Origin of the sequence: Trichocoleus sp. AS-A1 (assembly GCF_039962015.1) — a bacterium.
Lineage (GTDB): Bacteria > Cyanobacteriota > Cyanobacteriia > Cyanobacteriales > FACHB-T130 > FACHB-T130.
In genome coordinates, this window is record NZ_JAMPKG010000004.1 from 200,361 (window position 1) to 216,492 (window position 16,132).

The 16,132-nt window shown below is 47.6% G+C and carries 15 protein-coding genes; 7 read left to right on the forward strand and 8 right to left on the reverse strand.

Annotated elements, in window-relative coordinates; all coding sequences use genetic code 11:
- Positions 1-146 precede the first annotated feature (146 nt).
- Positions 147-737: a type IV pilin-like G/H family protein gene (locus NC994_RS05200; RefSeq protein ID WP_190439879.1), complete on the reverse strand. Its 591-nt coding sequence runs from the start codon at positions 735-737 to the stop codon at positions 147-149.
- Positions 738-858: 121 nt separating this feature from the next.
- Positions 859-2,181: a methyltransferase domain-containing protein gene (locus NC994_RS05205; RefSeq protein WP_190439881.1), complete on the reverse strand. Its 1,323-nt coding sequence runs from the start codon at positions 2,179-2,181 to the stop codon at positions 859-861.
- Positions 2,182-2,374: 193 nt separating this feature from the next.
- On the opposite strand from NC994_RS05205, the gene trxB reads away from it, so the two are divergent.
- The 4 genes from trxB to NC994_RS05225 all read left to right on the forward strand — a co-directional run bounded on the left by trxB (position 2,375) and on the right by NC994_RS05225 (position 6,540).
- The gene (trxB, locus tag NC994_RS05210; RefSeq protein ID WP_190439884.1) at positions 2,375-3,757 is read left to right on the forward strand and encodes a thioredoxin-disulfide reductase; all 1,383 of its coding nucleotides are present in this window, start codon (positions 2,375-2,377) and stop codon (positions 3,755-3,757) included.
- A gap of 165 nt (positions 3,758-3,922) precedes the next feature.
- Entirely contained in the window at positions 3,923-4,828 is a 906-nt protein-coding gene (locus NC994_RS05215; protein ID WP_190426687.1) for an ABC transporter permease, read from the forward strand.
- A 191-nt stretch (positions 4,829-5,019) separates the two neighbouring features.
- Positions 5,020-5,463: a hypothetical protein gene (locus NC994_RS05220; protein WP_339380350.1), complete on the forward strand. Its 444-nt coding sequence runs from the start codon at positions 5,020-5,022 to the stop codon at positions 5,461-5,463.
- Positions 5,464-5,619: 156 nt separating this feature from the next.
- The gene (locus NC994_RS05225; protein ID WP_199299769.1) at positions 5,620-6,540 is read left to right on the forward strand and encodes an ROK family protein; all 921 of its coding nucleotides are present in this window, start codon (positions 5,620-5,622) and stop codon (positions 6,538-6,540) included.
- A 73-nt stretch (positions 6,541-6,613) separates the two neighbouring features.
- On the opposite strand, the gene NC994_RS05230 is transcribed toward NC994_RS05225, so the two are convergent.
- Both NC994_RS05230 and NC994_RS05235 read right to left on the reverse strand, forming a co-directional pair.
- Complete coding sequence (locus tag NC994_RS05230) at positions 6,614-7,030, reverse strand: hypothetical protein (protein ID WP_190412837.1); 417 nt, start codon at positions 7,028-7,030, stop codon at positions 6,614-6,616.
- Between the two features lie 118 nt (positions 7,031-7,148).
- Complete coding sequence (locus tag NC994_RS05235; protein WP_190412838.1) at positions 7,149-8,822, reverse strand: CTP synthase; 1,674 nt, start codon at positions 8,820-8,822, stop codon at positions 7,149-7,151.
- An 83-nt stretch (positions 8,823-8,905) separates the two neighbouring features.
- On the opposite strand from NC994_RS05235, the gene NC994_RS05240 reads away from it, so the two are divergent.
- The 3 genes from NC994_RS05240 (at position 8,906) to NC994_RS05250 (ending at position 11,741) form a co-directional block, all read left to right on the forward strand.
- Positions 8,906-9,103 (forward strand): hypothetical protein, encoded by a 198-nt coding sequence (locus tag NC994_RS05240; RefSeq protein WP_190439888.1) that lies wholly within the window; start codon positions 8,906-8,908, stop codon positions 9,101-9,103.
- 254 nt (positions 9,104-9,357) lie between these two features.
- Positions 9,358-9,909, forward strand: coding sequence for a pyridoxamine 5'-phosphate oxidase family protein (locus tag NC994_RS05245; RefSeq protein WP_190426697.1), 552 nt, complete (start codon positions 9,358-9,360; stop codon positions 9,907-9,909).
- Positions 9,910-9,965: 56 nt separating this feature from the next.
- Positions 9,966-11,741: an N-acetylmuramoyl-L-alanine amidase gene (locus tag NC994_RS05250; RefSeq protein ID WP_190439890.1), complete on the forward strand. Its 1,776-nt coding sequence runs from the start codon at positions 9,966-9,968 to the stop codon at positions 11,739-11,741.
- Positions 11,742-11,831: 90 nt separating this feature from the next.
- On the opposite strand, the gene NC994_RS05255 is transcribed toward NC994_RS05250, so the two are convergent.
- The 4 genes from NC994_RS05255 to NC994_RS05270 form a co-directional block, all read right to left on the reverse strand.
- A complete protein-coding gene (locus NC994_RS05255; RefSeq protein WP_190439892.1) occupies positions 11,832-12,623 on the reverse strand; it encodes an Rpn family recombination-promoting nuclease/putative transposase in 792 nt (263 codons plus the stop codon).
- A 69-nt stretch (positions 12,624-12,692) separates the two neighbouring features.
- Positions 12,693-14,807, reverse strand: a complete 2,115-nt coding sequence (locus NC994_RS05260) for a TIGR00300 family protein (protein WP_190439894.1) — start codon at positions 14,805-14,807, stop codon at positions 12,693-12,695.
- A 218-nt stretch (positions 14,808-15,025) separates the two neighbouring features.
- Positions 15,026-15,709, reverse strand: coding sequence for a GDSL-type esterase/lipase family protein (locus tag NC994_RS05265; protein ID WP_190439896.1), 684 nt, complete (start codon positions 15,707-15,709; stop codon positions 15,026-15,028).
- 124 nt (positions 15,710-15,833) lie between these two features.
- Positions 15,834-16,103, reverse strand: coding sequence for a hypothetical protein (locus NC994_RS05270; protein ID WP_190439899.1), 270 nt, complete (start codon positions 16,101-16,103; stop codon positions 15,834-15,836).
- Positions 16,104-16,132 lie beyond the last annotated feature (29 nt).

Consider the following 16,132-nt stretch of genomic DNA (forward strand, 5'->3'; position numbering starts at 1 on the left):
TTTTGTGTTATTCAAGGATTCAAATCATTCTTTCAAGCGTAGGTAGCTTACAAAACAAAGTGGGTAGAACGCTCTACCCACTTTAGCCAAATGTTTAACTTGGCTCTATTAAAACTACTACAACAAGAATTTCTTTTCTACTTAACCTAGAATTTACCTAAGTTGTCATAACCACCATTGGCAGCGGGACAGGTTGGTTGAGCGCCAGCAGCGACAGGACCGACGATATCACCAGGAGCAGCAGTAGGGCCACCTTGGATAGCAGCCTTTTTGCCTTCACACAATATTGCCAGTGTGGTTGCCTCACCTGTACCTTGTGTGGTTCCTACAACTACGCCACCTACATACGCTTTGATTGGGGCACCCGCTCCCGCTACCTGGGAGCCTTGGTTGGTCACCGCTTTGGCTCCAAGACCACCACCTTTGATTCGGTATACATAATTTGTGGTCTGAGTAGCGATGCCAAGACCTAAGTTAGCAAAATCTGTTGGCTGTTCACCAACAAAGGCATTTTTCTCCAGGTAGTAGGCTTGCTGAGACCGATTCATAGAACCAACATAGCTCTTAGCTTCTGACTGCTTAGCTTTGTTAGCTTGGTTTAGGAAGGAAGGGAGAGCAATGGCAGCCAAAATGCCGATGATGATAATAACAACGAGTAGTTCAATCAGCGTGAAACCTTCGTCCTGTCTTTTTTGGTTCAGGTGTTGCAGGAACTTAGCTTTTAGTTCAGTCTTCATGAGGGGTCTCTCCTTGGGGTGCGGGATGCTTAACTTCTATCTGTTGGATTTAACTTACCCACTTCCGTTCGCTTTCATATCACCCTCGCCAAAAAAATTTTAGGGATACATCCGAGTGTCCTCAAAACCGGCACTCCAACAGCACGTAACCAAGGCTCTCTAGCCGAGTCAGTAGATGTTTGACTATCTCAAAAGCCTCTCCCTCATCCGTAGGCTCTAAGGTAACAGGATGAACAGGTCTGACTTGCTTCCAGCGTTCCACCAGAGACATCATCGACTGAGACTCGTTCAACAAAGGTAGCAGGCATACAGCACTTGAGCTGTCTATATTGACAAATCCCTCATGAATGGGGAGATGCCGACTAATTTCAAACATTCTTAGCTCTGAAATGCAGGCTACAAGGTCTTCTTTAAACTTCGGGGTTTTCAACTGAGGATGCAGATGTACTCGCGCTTCTTGCCAGTCAGCGGTCGTCCACTCAGAAATCGGTACAACAGGCTTGGCTTGGTTTAAATGACCGCACCAGAGGTCAAGCAAACGATGGACAGGATGTAGAAGTTCAAACAAATGCAGTTGCTCTTCCATAGAAGTTTCTGGTAGAGCTAATGCCAAAAATGCAGGCAAATCGTCTGGATTTTTAAACAGACCCATTAAATCCCATTGTCGCCACTGCACCATACTGATGAACTCTAAATCCGCAGCTTTTAAAGCCGAGAACATTTCAGGAATCGTAGAACCTTTATCACCCAAAAGTAAGTGATTTGCTAGAATCAGCTCGTCTTGTGTTTCATAGTTAGGATGCCAGGTCTGCGACTTGAGAAGAACTTGATCTTTTAATGCCCCCATAGCTTCCCGAACAAATCCGATCTCCATCTCTTGTGGGTTTTCATCCATAAAACCCATCATTTTAAAAACTTCTTGAGCGCGAAAAAAGATGCTCCGCTGTAGTGAACTATGGAGGTTGGTACGGATGATTCCATCTGGTTTCAAAACTGCCTTCATTGCCTGCAATCCTACGACTGGGTCAGGTAGAAGATAAAGGACTTCATCATTGTTAATGTAGTCAAAGTCTATGCCTAAAGTAGGTAAATCCTCGAGCAATAGAGTATAAAATTCTGCATTCTCAAAGCCGTGGTGTTGCAAGCGTTGCCGCGATAGTTTTACAGACTCTTCTGATAAGTCAATCCCAACAATTTTTGCGCCTGGATTAGCTTCTGCCAAAATTAAGGATTTGTAGCCACTGCCGCATCCGGCATCTAAAATTACTTTTCCTTTAGTCTCTATAAATCTTTGGTTTCTTTTGTAGTAAGATGTTGCCAAATTGTGAATATAAAGTACACTGGCATTATCTTTCGGGGATTCATCTAGTGGATTTCTAGGATAAGGAGAAGTATCAAATTGCTGGCGAATTCTTTCTAATAATTCTGATGCTTGGTCGCTCATGGAAATATGGCCTGATGTTGAGTTTTTGTAAATCTGGTAAGTGGAGCAAAATCAAGTTTATGCCTGCACTCCCCTTCGAGTGTTCCCATTTTGGCGGAAAAGTATAACAGTCAGCGAAAGTTTCTTGCACTCATCGTCTCACCAGAAAGTTATACTATATTAAACGTAGTCGTTATGAGTTTGTATAAACTTTATGACCAACCCAACTGTAGAGAACTTGGTGATAATAGGTTCTGGCCCGGCGGGGTATACGGCTGCTATCTATGCGGCGCGTGCGAACCTGAAACCCTTTGTGTTTGAAGGCTTTCAGGCTGGGGGGCTACCTGGCGGGCAGCTGATGACAACGACGGAAGTGGAGAACTTTCCGGGGTTTCCAGAAAGGATTACAGGACCGGAGTTGATGGATCGGATGAAGGCGCAGGCTGAGAGATGGGGGGCTGAGTTAGTCACCGAGGATGTGATATCGGTTGATTTGAGTCAGCGTCCTTTTACTGTCCGCTCTGAAGAACGGGAAGTTAGAACTCATAGTATTGTAATTGCTACTGGGGCGACGGCGAAAAGGTTAGGGCTGCCCAGCGAGCATGAATTTTGGAGTCGCGGGATCTCGGCTTGTGCGATTTGTGATGGTGCGACGCCTATCTTCCACGGTGCGGAACTGGCTGTGGTTGGTGGGGGTGACTCGGCGGCTGAGGAATCAGTTTACTTGACTAAATATGGCGATCGCGTTCACATGCTGATTCGCGGCGACAAGATGCGGGCAAGTAAAGCAATGCAGGATCGGGTGCTGAATAACCCTAGGATTACGCTTCACTGGAATTCTCAGCCTGTGGATGTTGTCGGTGAAGATGGTCGGATGACCGGGATTAAGCTCAAACATACTCAAACGGGTGAAGAGAGTGTTCTCCCTGTTAAAGGATTGTTCTACGCGGTTGGTCATCAGCCCAACACCTCCCTATTTAAGGGGCAGATGGAATTGGATGAAGTTGGTTACATCGTGACGAAGCCTGGTTCAGTGGAGACGAGTGTAGAAGGTGTCTTTGCTGCGGGGGATGTCCAGGATCGTGAATATCGTCAGGCGATTACTGCGGCGGGTACTGGGTGTATGGCAGCCATGTTGGCGGAACGATGGCTATCTGTTAATGGTTTGCTCCAGGAGTATCGTCAGCAGATACATACGTCTGAAGAGCCAGATACACCGGCAGATGAGCCTGGTGATAAGATAGCTGAGCTGAATCCAGAAGCGGCGTTTAACCCGCAGGCGACGAGGCATGAGGGTAGCTATGCGTTGCGGAAGCTATTTCATGATAGCGATCGCCTGCTGATGGTCAAATATGTCTCGCCCAATTGCGGGCCTTGCCATACGCTAAAGCCGATCTTAAATAAGGTGGTGGATGAGTTCGATGGCAAAATCCACTTTGTAGAAATTGACATTGCGGAAGATAGAGACATTGCCGAGAATGCTGGTGTTACCGGAACGCCTACAGTGCAGTTCTTCAAAAACAAAGAATTAGTGGGTGAGATGAAGGGCGTTAAGCAAAAGAGCCAGTTCCGCCAAATGATTGAGCAATATGTCTAGCAAGGGTTTTAGGAATCAGGCGCATAGAATTCGCAGCTATACCAACAAAACCCGCTAGACAAGGGTTTAAAATGAAGTCCGCGTAGCATCCGGACTTCGCTTTCTGTTCCCTTCTTCTGAAGAGGGGTTGGCGTAGCCGCGATTTATCATCGCCAGGATATATTGATGACCCCGACAAAACTTCCCTTACCTCGACTTTTACGTTTATCTGGGCGTCCCAGTCTCTCCATGCAGATGATGCGGGTGGGAATTGTTATCACCTTGATGTTCGTGCTAATAGCTTTTCTCACTCCCGCATTTCAGGCTTGGGGATGGGTGCAAAATCCCTTGGAGTCCTTAGCTAATCCGATTCATGAGCCGCCCTCGTGGCGTCATTGGTTTGGTACCAGTCGCCAAGGGTACGATGTTTTCTCGCGCACCCTATTTGGGAGCCAAGCGGCGCTGCAAGTGGTTATCTTGGCAACCGTGTTGAGCCTTGTCATCGGGGTGCCGTTGGGTTTAGTCAGCGGTTATTTGGGTGGTAGGTTGGATCGGGTGCTGCTATTTTTGATGGATACAATTTATACGTTACCGGGGCTGTTGCTGTCGGTGACGCTGGCGTTTGTGGTGGGACGAGGGGTCTTAAATGCCGCGATCGCCCTCAGCATTTCCTACATTCCCCAATATTATCGAGTCGTCCGCAACCATACGGTTAGTGTTAAAACAGAACTGTTCATCGAAGCCGCTCAAGCAATGGGGGCAGACACTTGGAGGGTTCTCTCTCGCTACCTGTTTCTTAATGTGATTCAGAGCGTGCCTGTATTATTCACTCTGAATGCTGCCGATGCAATTTTGATTTTGGGCAGTTTGGGTTTTCTAGGGTTAGGGCTTGCCGATCAGGTTCCTGAATGGGGCTACGATCTCCGTCAGGCGCTGGATGCTCTGCCTACTGGCATTTGGTGGACAGCGCTTTTCCCAGGCTTAGCGATGACGCTGATGGTGGTAGGGTTGTCTCTGGTGGGAGAAGGATTAAGCGAGTTTGTGAATCCCCGGTTGCGGAGAGAAAATTGGAACCAAAAATCCCCTGAATAGAGTCAAATATTTTATCGGTAATGGGTAATCGAATTTATACAATGACCCATTACCAACGATCCATTACCAATAAGCACTGCTGCTGAGATATGAAAGACAATATTTCTTTAATTGCTGCCGCTACAGGTGGTTTTATGTTATCTATTGCGATCGCTGGGATACTTAGGGCGGCACCTGTCACAGGTTTGAAGGTGCAAGCCAGTCCCAACACGGCCCAAGTATCGGATTTGCAGCTTAAACCTGTTTATCCCGATGAAACTGTTAGTTATACCCTGAATGAAAGGTTTTCTGTAAAAAATTCAATGCGCGTTCTTCCACAAATTAAGGGGGCGTTGAATAGTTTTCACACTTTGACGGAAAAAAGTAAATCTGCTTTGGGAGAAAAAGCTATCTCTGAGGTAGGGAATACTGATTGGGAAGTTCAAAACTTGGGCTTTACTAACTGGGTTGCTTCCGTTGAAGGGACAATTAAAAAGCAAGATTATCAGATGAAAAAGCTGGAGTTTGAATTAGCGAAAAAGCAGTATGAAGACAAAGAAATTGTAAAAGCAGTATTAGACCAGAAAGCGGTAAGTTATCAGCAGGCTAAGCAAGAATTTCAAAAGTTCTGGAATTCCTTTAAAATTTCAGACTGATATTAAGGGTCGTGGATTAAATAACTGACAAACTTCACCTTCTGTAGGGGCATTGCATTGGATTGCCCCTACAGAAGGAATTGGGACTTTATAAATCAGCGCTAAAGGTTGGGAAAAGTGACAAATGGCATGAATATAGATAAGTGGTATTAGTTTTTGGAAATTAGAAGAGCGGTTGTGGTGAATCGGGAAATAATTGGCATTGATTTGGGGGGAACGACGATTAAGCTGGGGAGGTTCCGCGAGGATGGGACTTGCTTGGAGTCGTTGAGTGTGGCGACACCGCAACCGGCAACACCGACAGCGGTTTTAGATGCGATGATAGAAGCGATCGCGCAGCTCGATCCAGCAAGACACGCGATCGCGCTCGGTATCGGTACCCCTGGTCCCGCCGATGCATCCGGTCGAATTGCTAGAGTCGCGATTAACCTGGCAGGCTGGCATGATGTACCCCTCGCAGATTGGTTAGAAGCCAAAACAGGTTTACCCACAGTTCTCGCCAATGATGCTAACTGTGCTGGGATGGGAGAAGCTTGGTTAGGAGCTGGACGCCATTACCGGAATTTGATTCTGCTAACACTCGGTACAGGTGTGGGGGGTGCGATTATCCTCGATGGGAACCTGTTTGTGGGTCATCAAGGTGCCGCCGCTGAGCTAGGATTAATTACCTTAAATCCAGAGGGTCCGCCCTGTAATAGCGGCAATCAAGGCTCTTTAGAGCAATATGCCTCAGTAGCCGCCATTCGCCGCCGCACAGGGTTAGAACCAGAGGAACTGGGCAAGCTGGCAAGCACAGGCGATCGCCAAGCATTAGAATTTTGGCAAAGCTACGGACGCGATCTCGGTGTTGGATTATCAAGTCTTATCTATGTTTTAACGCCGGAAGCGATTGTCATTGGCGGCGGCGTTAGTGCAAGTGCAGAATTTTTCTTTCCGGCTGCACAAGCAGAAATTGAGCGGCGGGTGCTGAAGAGTTCCCGTGAGGGTTTGCACCTAATAAAAGCTGAGTTAGGCAACCAAGCTGGAATGGTTGGGGCGGCAAAATTGGCTTGGCAAATTTTGAAGACTGAAAGTTGAGGGTTGAGGGCTGGGGACTGAGGGTTGAGGATTGAGGAGTGTTAGTCTCAGCACTTGTCGTTCTCCCTACTGGTTAAAATGAGTGCCCGGTTTTCTGTTTGATATATTCCAAAATTTTCTGATAGCAATCCGGGTCATTCTGCTTGTTGATAATGATGGGAATAGCACTATTCGGCAACCAGAACGTGAGCCTACCGTTAGAAGAATAGGAAAAGCTACTGATACGGTTGAGATCGACTACATATTCATTCCGTTCATAACTAACTTTGATCCAAGATGCTGCCAGTGAATGGAAGCTAACTTGTTGAATATAGTCCATTACTTGCTGATAACCATCCGGGTTACTTTGACGGTTGATAATAATTGGGATGGCACTATCAGGCAACCAAAAAGTTACCTTACCGTTCGGGGTGCAAGCGAAGGCACTGATGCGGTCAAGATCGATTACATATTCATTTCGCTCATAACTCACTTTAATCCAATACGCCACATGACCTCCTCACATTAAGGTGAGTTCTGGCACTGACAACGCTCCCCCGCGCAAGTGGTTGGTGGAAAGCAGGACGTGAAGCGATCGCTTTCCGTCCTGCTGGAATTGCCAGCAACTGTTAAGATACCTCAGCTGCTTGGAGCGTCGCATCTTCTTGGGTAGGCTGTGAGGAGTCAGAACGAGCAAGTCCGGGGTCAAGCTGGGCTAGTGCCGCTTGAATCAATCCCTGGAACATCGGGTGGGGATTACTGGGTCGAGAGCTAAATTCCGGGTGGAATTGGGTGGCAATAAAGAAAGGATGGTTAGGTAGTTCAATAATTTCCACTAATCGCCCATCCGGCGAGGTACCGCTGATCGCATAGCCGGTTTCTAAAAACAGGTTGCGATAAGCATTATTAAACTCATACCGATGCCGATGCCGTTCGTAAACCACTTCTTCTTGATAGAGCCGGAAGGCTAGAGTATTGGGCGCTAAACGACAAGCATATAGCCCCAAGCGCATCGTGCCGCCCAAATCCACCACATCTTGCTGTTCCGGCAACAGGTTGATCACCGGATTCGATCCATTCGGGGCAAATTCAGCACTATTGGCATCTTCTAATCCTGCGACGTGTCGCGCCCATTCAATCACCGAACATTGCATTCCCAGACACAAACCGAGGAAGGGGATCTGGTTTTTACGGGCGTATTCAATCGCCGCAATTTTGCCATCAACACCCCGAACGCCGAAACCTCCAGGTACTACAATGCCGTTCACACCAGCCAGGTAAGTTTCGGCGCTGCCCGATTCGATGCTTTCCGAGCTAACCCAACGGAGGTTAAGGTCACAATTCATTGCGATCGCTGCATGGCGCAAAGCTTCCAACACTGAGAGATAGGCATCTGTTAACCTTACATATTTACCAACGATGGCAATCTCTATCCGGTGAGTTGGATGATATAGGCGATCTACTAAGATTTTCCACTGGCTCAAGTTGGGTTGGCGTTGCTCTAGTTGCAACAATTCTAGGGTTTGCTGTGCTAGTCCTTCCCGTTCTAAAATCAGCGGCACTTCGTAGATACTTTTGGCATCTTGGGCTGTAATCACGCACTCGACGGGAACATCGCAGAACTCTGAGATTTTTTCTTTGAGTCCTGGGTGTAGAGGGCGATCGCATCTACAAACTAAAATATCCGGTTGAATCCCGATCGACCGCAATTCCTTCACCGAATGCTGCGTCGGCTTGGTTTTCATCTCCCCTGCTGAGGGAATCCACGGCATCAGGGTTACGTGCATATACAGCACGTTATGACGCCCCACATCTTTGCGGAACTGACGAATTGCTTCCAAAAATGGCAGGGATTCAATATCGCCCACCGTGCCGCCAATTTCCGTAATCACCACATCCGGGTTAGTATTTTTGGCAACTCGCTGGATGCGATCTTTGATTTCATTCGTAATATGGGGAATTACCTGGACGGTGCCCCCCATATAATCGCCACGACGCTCTTTATTGAGTACCGCTTGGTAAATCGAGCCAGTTGTGACGCTATTGAGCCGAGACATGGACGTATCGGTGAAGCGTTCGTAGTGCCCCAAGTCCAAATCCGTCTCGGCACCATCTGCCGTTACGAACACTTCTCCGTGCTGAAAAGGACTCATCGTCCCCGGATCGACGTTAATATACGGATCTAATTTCAGGATAGAAACCGAATAGTCACGCGACTTCAGCAAGCGTCCTAAACTTGCTGCTACAATTCCCTTGCCGATACTGGAAACCACGCCGCCGGTGACAAAGACAAACTTAGTCATAAAATGCTTAAAAGAAGAGCCATGTCGGCAACCCACCCCGTTAATTGTGCCACAGTCTTAACGAGTTGTTCGTTGCTTGTTGTTTGCAGTCTGCGATCGGTGATCGCTGGTTTGTAAAACCTTGGCAGAGTGGCTTTGTTGGCTGCCTTATCACCTATCCTATAGGAACGATAACAAGGCTAACAGTTGCTTTGCGATCGCTTATAGACCTTCAAACCCCTCAAAGGACTGACGACGGACAATTCCCACGCTTGGGCGATCGCGCTTTTGGTACGGTTTAACCCCTGAGTGACACTATTTTTGGCTTTGACTGAGTACCTCCCGACTTCGCTGCTAGCATCTGGTATTAGAACTTTGCCTTTACCGGAAGTTAGACGAAATCGATAGCTTCGTTCCTTTCAATGCCATCAATCCCACTCGTTTTCCTGCCAATTAGATTCTAAACTATTGATACCTGGTAATGCTTCGACCTCTGTAAATTGCTTGATAATTAAAATACTATTAACTGGATAATCGGTGGGCTAAGACACTAGAGATGGCTAAAGTTTACGATGAATTAAATCAGAATCTCCGAGACTTTATTCAGGAGCAGAAAATCTTCTTTACCGCGACTGCACCGAAAGAAGGTCGGATTAATTTGTCGCCTAAAGGAGTAGATACTTTCCGCTGTATTGATAATAATACAGTGGCTTACCTTGATTTAACTGGGAGTGGCAACGAGACCTCCGCTCATTTACATGAACCAGGAAATGGGCGGATGACAATCATGTTTTGCAGCTTTTCTGAAAAGCCTTTGATTCTTCGTTTATACGGTCAGGGAAAAGTAATTTTTCCAAGACATGAAGCCTGGGACAAATTTTATTCCTTGTTTACGCCAATTTTAGGAGAACGTCAGATCGTGGTACTTGAGATAAAATCAGTACAAACTTCATGCGGATATGGCGTGCCCATTTATGAACTGAAAGAAGAAAGAAAAACTATCAGAGAATGGGGTGAAAAAAAAGGGAAACAAGGAATCTTTGACTATTGGTGCGAAAAGAATCAAAAGAGTATCGATGGACTCCCCACAAAACTTTTACAAGATTAAAGAAACTTTTTTACTAATTTTATCCTCTAATTGATGTAAGGAACTTAGGATTTAACATGAGAAACATCCTGGGATTGGCTGTATTAGGGGTGGTTATGGCAGCACCAGTATCGGCAAAACAATCTCTTTACGTTTCCTATCCTCCTGCTAGCCATAAAACCACAGCTGACCGAATTTTCTTAATTGGCACAGCTCCACCGCCAGGAAAAGTGTTGGTGAATGGGAAAGCGATCGCGCGGAGCAAACAGGGGCATTTTGCTCCCAGTTTTCCGTTAAAGCCGGGAGAGAACCTCTTTACGGTGAGCTATCAAGGTCAAGCCGTCAAACTTAAAGTTACGCGGGCTGCCGCCCACCCTGAGCCACCAAAGGGGTTGGCATTTGCCAAAGATTCCCTGACTCCATCGCAGGATCTCGCCAGACTGCCGGGTGAGTTGCTGTGTTTCGGCGCAGTTGCTCCTGCTGACGCCAATGTTTCCGTCAATTTGGCGAATCAAACGATTCCGCTAACTAACCAGCAGCAGGTTGTACAGCTACCAGCGAATTCCGCTGCCTTAACTGCACAAAATCAACCTTATGCTGTCGCTGGGGCAGGACACTACCTGGGTTGTGCAGCAGCGGCGGCGGCGGCTGATTTGGGTCGTCCCCAGTTCAAAGTAGAAAAAAATGGGCAGATTGTGAGTCAGGAGGGACCGGCGAAGATTCAGATTCTCTCTCCAGCACAGCTAGAGGTGGCTGAGGTGATTGTTGATGCCGGGGTCGCCCGAACCGGGCCAAGTACAGATTATTCTCGCCTGACACCGCTGCCGAAAACTACGCGAGCTACAATTACAGGTCGAGACGGGGAATGGGTGCGCTTGGACTATGGCGGCTGGATTAACAGTAAAGAAGTTCAAATTGTCAAAGGTTCGGTGCCACCGCGATCGCTGATTCGCAGTATTCGCGCTCGGAAGATTCCCGGTGCCACAGAAGTCATTTTTCCCTTACAAGTGCCGGTACCGCTCGTTGTGCAGCAGGGCGATCGCACGCTGACATTAACGCTGTATAACACGACGGCGCAAACGGACATCATTCGCCTCGACCCCGATCCCGTCATTTCTCGCCTGGATTGGCAACAGGTCGCCCCAGAAACCGTTCAATATACGTTTAATCTCAAATCCGCCCAGCAATGGGGTTATACGGTGAGATATGAAGGCACGAGCCTGATTTTATCTCTGCGCCATCCCCCTCGTCTCACCTCTGGCCCCTCCCCTCTCCGTTCTCAGTCTTCCAACAAGCCTTTATCTGGAATCAAAATTGTTCTCGATCCCGGACATGGCGGTGAAGACAGTGGCGCAGGAGGGCCAACCGGCTATCCCGAAAAAGAGGTGACGCTCACCATGTCAAAGCTGATCGCCACTCAGCTGATTGCACGGGGTGCCACAGTGTACCTGACGCGGGAAGTTGATAAGGCGGTGTCGCTGCCAGAACGGGTGGCAATTATTGACGCAGTGAAACCGGCAATTTCGCTTTCAATTCACTACAATTCCCTCCCCGATGAAGGAGATGCCCAGAATACGCAGGGTTTTGGGACTTTTTGGTATCATCCCCAAGCCCACAGCTTAGCGATGTTTCTGCATAACTACATCGTGACTCAGGCGGGGCGTCCTTCCTACGGCGTTTTTTGGGATAACTTAGCCCTCGCGCGTCCTGCCTCTGCACCCTCTGTATTGCTGGAATTAGGTTTTATGAGCAATCCGGAAGAATTTGAATGGGTGGTCAATCCGCAAGCGCAGCAGAAGATGGCGGCAGCGATCGCAGAAGGCGTCACCCAATGGTTCAAAGTCGCTCGGTAAATACTCTTGTCGGCAGTAGGCTGGGTATGGGCATTCCATTTGCCATAATTTGGGCAATGAATTCCCATCCCAGCAATACTAATTAAGTGCCTAATCGGAAGTCTTCGCTTCTGCGGCTTGTCTGACTTGCTCAATTGTCAAACTTAAAGCCTCTGCGACCTGTTCCACAGTCAACCCTAATGTCAATAATCGAGACACTGCTTCTAATTTTGCTTCCAGTTTACCCTCCTCGACGGCGTCTTGATAAACTCTAGTTTGCTTTAACTCACTGAATCCAAACATTGCTTCCATCTCCTGGCGAGTCATTTGTGGAAACTTATACAAAACTATTGTCTCAATCAACTCTATAACTTGTCGCCTGATGGCTTCATCAGCAATTTCTTGACTAGCTTTATTCAGTAGCTGCCTTGCCAACTCGGTGGCTTTCTTTTTAGTTTCTACGACTAATTTCACCACTCCCACGCCAAGAGATCGATCTGCCGCTTCTCCTAATTCATCCAAATATATCCGCTTAACTCGCGGACTGGTCAGTAATTCTCGATACTGCGCTTGTACGCCAGGATCTAGGCTTCTGTTTTTAAAGATTACTGCTCCGCGCCAATCATTCGGTCGCTCATATTGAGAGAGGTATAAAAATATTTCGCCAAAAAAGCGCTGATAGAACCTTGGATCGCGTTGAAATTGGACTTCTACAAAATAAATGGGTTGGTCGGCAGAATCGTCAGAGGGTAGAAATAAACCATCGATACGAAAAGCAGTTTGTTTAACTTCAACTGAAGTGAATTGATAGGTGTTACCCGTTGAAGCAGGTTGACCAATCAATTCAAAGAAGATGCTGGGAAAAGCTTGGAATAGTTGATAGAAAATGCTGTCTGTTTTCACGCTTTCAGAGCCACTATTGGAAAAAAAAATAGGGCGGGCACTGCCCACCCTATCGTGTTTACACAATAATTAAGCTGATTGAGCAATGTGATAAGGACTGGTTAACTTATCCAGCTGTTGCACTAACAGACTGAGGAATAACCCGACATCGGTGACGACACCGACGGATTCAACAGAACCGCGATCGCTCAATTTGGTGACAACGGCTGGGTTAATATCTACGCAGACCATCTTCACCCCGGCTGGGGTCATATTTCCCACCCCAATTGAGTGCAGCATGGAAGAGAGCATCAAAATCATGTCTGCACCTTGCAGCAGTTGAGAATACTCTTGCTGAGCTTTAATTAAGTCCATCTGAGTATCTGGCAAGGGGCCATCATCGCGGATGGAACCGGCAAGGCAGAAGGGAACGCCATTGCGGACGCACTCATACATGACACCGCTGTTGATCGCACCATTCTCAACAGCTTTGGCAATACTGCCATAACGGCGAATCGTGTTAATTACTTTCAGGTGATGGCGGTGTCCCCCCCGAACGGCGACGCCGCGTTTCATATCCACACCCAGAGAGGTTCCCAACATAGACTGCTCGATGTCGTGGACAGCGATCGCATTTCCTCCTAGCAATGCCTGCACATAACCTTGCCGAATCAGATGCGTCAGGTGTTCGCCACCGCCAGTATGAATCACTACTGGCCCTGCTGTTACCACAACTTTACCGCCAGCATCGCGGATTTTGCGAAGTTCCCAGGCAACTTGTTCCACCACCAATTCCACGCGGCGTTCGCTGGAAACCCCGGCAGACATAAAGCTGAATTCTTGGGTGTTGCGCTGTTCGCGGGATTCCGTCTTCCGCACCGTGCGGATACCGACGACATCAACGACCACCTGTTCGCCAAGTTCTAAATCCCGCAGCAGTTTACACCGTGCTACCCGTCCGTTGGGAGTTTGGGTAATGGCGATCGCGCCATCCATGCGCTGATCTTGCACCCGCACCCACTCCCCATTGATTCTGACTTCTGTGGGATAAATGGTGGACACATAGAAATCATCTGGCGCTACCCCAGCTTGGATGACATCTTCCAGCTTGGCATCGCGCTCATCTTGGGGCAAATTCACCGCTCCCAAATCGATAAGCTGCGACAAAATCGCTTCCATCACATCGTGGGAAGGAGCCGACACTTTCACCTCCGCAGAGGAGGTACTTTGCCGTTGCTCTCCCAGGCTGAAGTTGAGAACCTGGAAGCTGCCCCCATTTTCTACGACTAAATCTAAAGCACGGTTGATTAAGCCGGAGTCCAGTAAATGCCCTTCTAGGCGAATTGTGCGACTTTCCACCGAGACATTGGCATGGACTTCTTCTCGGACGGGTTCTGTCACCCGTAGCGTCAGGCACTTGGCAGCACCACCGGCTTTCAAAAATTCCGTCAGCGGCGTTTCGATGACTTGGAATCCAACATCGGAAAGGCGTTTTTTGAGCGCCTCACTCGCCTTATTCATCACTACAACGTGGTCAATATTCACCGCGTTGCAGGCGAAATTCACTGCATCTGCTTCCTCGATGGCAATCCGCTTCTCCGGCGCAACTCGCATTTCAATCAAGCGGTTGGTGTAAGAATCAAATGCGGGGGGATAGTAGAGCAAATAGCCGCCACTCAGGGGACAGAAGCAGGTATCCAGGTGATAGAACCGCTCATCCATCAATCGCAGGGATAGCACTTCGATGTCGAGCCACTTTGCCAGCAAAGGATGAGAATCGAGTTCCGAACGGAAACCGTATCCCGCCCACAACCAACGCCCCTCTCGATCCAGCAGCGCATCGCCCGCGCCTTCAAACGGCAAGTCTTTAGGCAGTTCATGCACCTTATAGCCTTTTTCCTCGAACCATTGCTTGAAATAAGGCTCCTCACCCTGCCGTTCTTTGTGGAAGAAGCGGCTCAGGACAACGGTATCTCCCAGAACCAAGCCAGCATTGGCTGTAAACACCATGTCAGGCACACCGCGCTGGGGTGCAACCAAATCGACAATGGCGTGGTCTTTGAGGACGTAATGAAGCTTTTGCCATTGCTCGACGGCGCGATCGCGCGAGGATTTGTGAATATTGCCCTCCATCCAGGGATTAATCACATAATCCACGTCGTAATGGTCGGGAGCGCACATGAGGAAGCGGATCGAGGAGGTCATAAAAGAATCTCAAGTGAAATAGACAAGGGCAAACTCTTATTGGATACAGACTTTCTACGATCCAATTCTGTAGGACTTGTTACGAAATCTTTACCTCTTATTCGTAACAGCGAAAGTCAGCTCTAGAGGCTAATGTCTATTTTATTCCTTTACAACCAAAGAGACTTGACAAAAAGCGATTTATGGGAAATTTTTAACAGTTTCAGTGCAAATCGCTCCTATGTTTGATTAGCACTCTGTCGATATTGCAACAAGGTTGGAGGCCAAGTAGCCTGGGCTAATAAGGGCTGTAAATTTTTAGCAACGCGGGAAGCTAAAAGCTGGTGTCCGGCGGCATTTGGATGAATGATATCTTCCTGGCGATTTTTTGGATTATCGACAATTCCAGTTAAAACCTGCGGAATTAAATAAGCCTTTGTATCTTTAGCAACACGTTGATAAAGTTCGTCATATTCATCTTCTATGTAGCCGAGATTGATTCCTAGCAGGACAACAATTGCTTTTTGTTGTTGAATCGAAGTTACGATTTGCCGCAGATTCTGTTCTGTCTCAGTTTTGGGAATTTTTCGCAGAAAATCATTTCCGCCTAATTCAACAATTACCAGCCAAGGTTCTGCCGCGATCGCATCTTTTTGTAAACGACTCAACCCCATTGCGGTTGTATCGCCGCTAACACCGCGATTCAGTATTGGCAAACCGAGTTGACGACTCAACACGCTGGGAAAAGCTTCTGTCTTTTCCACGCCATATCCAGAGGCAATGCTATCGCCTAAAACGATAACTTGCTTACCAACACCGGCTTTGAGATTTTTGACATCATCGAAATTGTTGCCGCAACTGGTAACAACCAGCAGGGAAGCAAACAGCAAACTAAAAAACCACACCCATCGGCGTTTTTTCATACAGTTTTCCAATTCAACTCAACGATATTGCAGATGGTTGGCGGTAGGGGCGAAGATGAAAGCGCGATCGCTTATGCCACTTAACCGAAAATTATTAATGCGAATGCTTCGCCCCGCGCTTCGTCTACTGACCACTTTTTTCGGCGCGGTGGGCATCGATAATCAAATAAACGCCTTGCGCCAACATCATAAGGATGACTAATGGCAAGGATGTTCCCGACATAACTGAAATAATGCCCCCGATATCAATTAATCCTGCTTGGATAACAAATGATACAGCGCTGGCTTTCTTAAGATTAACTGAGTCTGAGGACAGGATAAGAACAAGTAAGAGTAAAGCTTGAAGTTCTGGGTTTTCAACTATAAGTAAATATTTGAACAGGTTGGTCGTCATTTGTGGAATTGGTGAACCGTATAATTCCA

What these genes read in the sequence shown, in the direction of transcription:
- NC994_RS05200 (WP_190439879.1), bottom strand. Translation starts at nt 737, where the DNA reads ATGAAGACTGAACTAAAAGCTAAGTTCCTGCAACACCTGAACCAAAAA.
- NC994_RS05205 (WP_190439881.1), bottom strand. Translation starts at nt 2,181, where the DNA reads ATGAGCGACCAAGCATCAGAATTATTAGAAAGAATTCGCCAGCAATTT.
- trxB (WP_190439884.1), top strand. Translation starts at nt 2,375, where the DNA reads ATGACCAACCCAACTGTAGAGAACTTGGTGATAATAGGTTCTGGCCCG.
- NC994_RS05215 (WP_190426687.1), top strand. Translation starts at nt 3,923, where the DNA reads ATGACCCCGACAAAACTTCCCTTACCTCGACTTTTACGTTTATCTGGG.
- NC994_RS05235 (WP_190412838.1), bottom strand. Translation starts at nt 8,822, where the DNA reads ATGACTAAGTTTGTCTTTGTCACCGGCGGCGTGGTTTCCAGTATCGGC.
- NC994_RS05245 (WP_190426697.1), top strand. Translation starts at nt 9,358, where the DNA reads ATGGCTAAAGTTTACGATGAATTAAATCAGAATCTCCGAGACTTTATT.
- NC994_RS05250 (WP_190439890.1), top strand. Translation starts at nt 9,966, where the DNA reads ATGAGAAACATCCTGGGATTGGCTGTATTAGGGGTGGTTATGGCAGCA.
- NC994_RS05260 (WP_190439894.1), bottom strand. Translation starts at nt 14,807, where the DNA reads ATGACCTCCTCGATCCGCTTCCTCATGTGCGCTCCCGACCATTACGAC.
- NC994_RS05265 (WP_190439896.1), bottom strand. Translation starts at nt 15,709, where the DNA reads ATGAAAAAACGCCGATGGGTGTGGTTTTTTAGTTTGCTGTTTGCTTCC.
- NC994_RS05270 (WP_190439899.1), bottom strand. Translation starts at nt 16,103, where the DNA reads ATGACGACCAACCTGTTCAAATATTTACTTATAGTTGAAAACCCAGAA.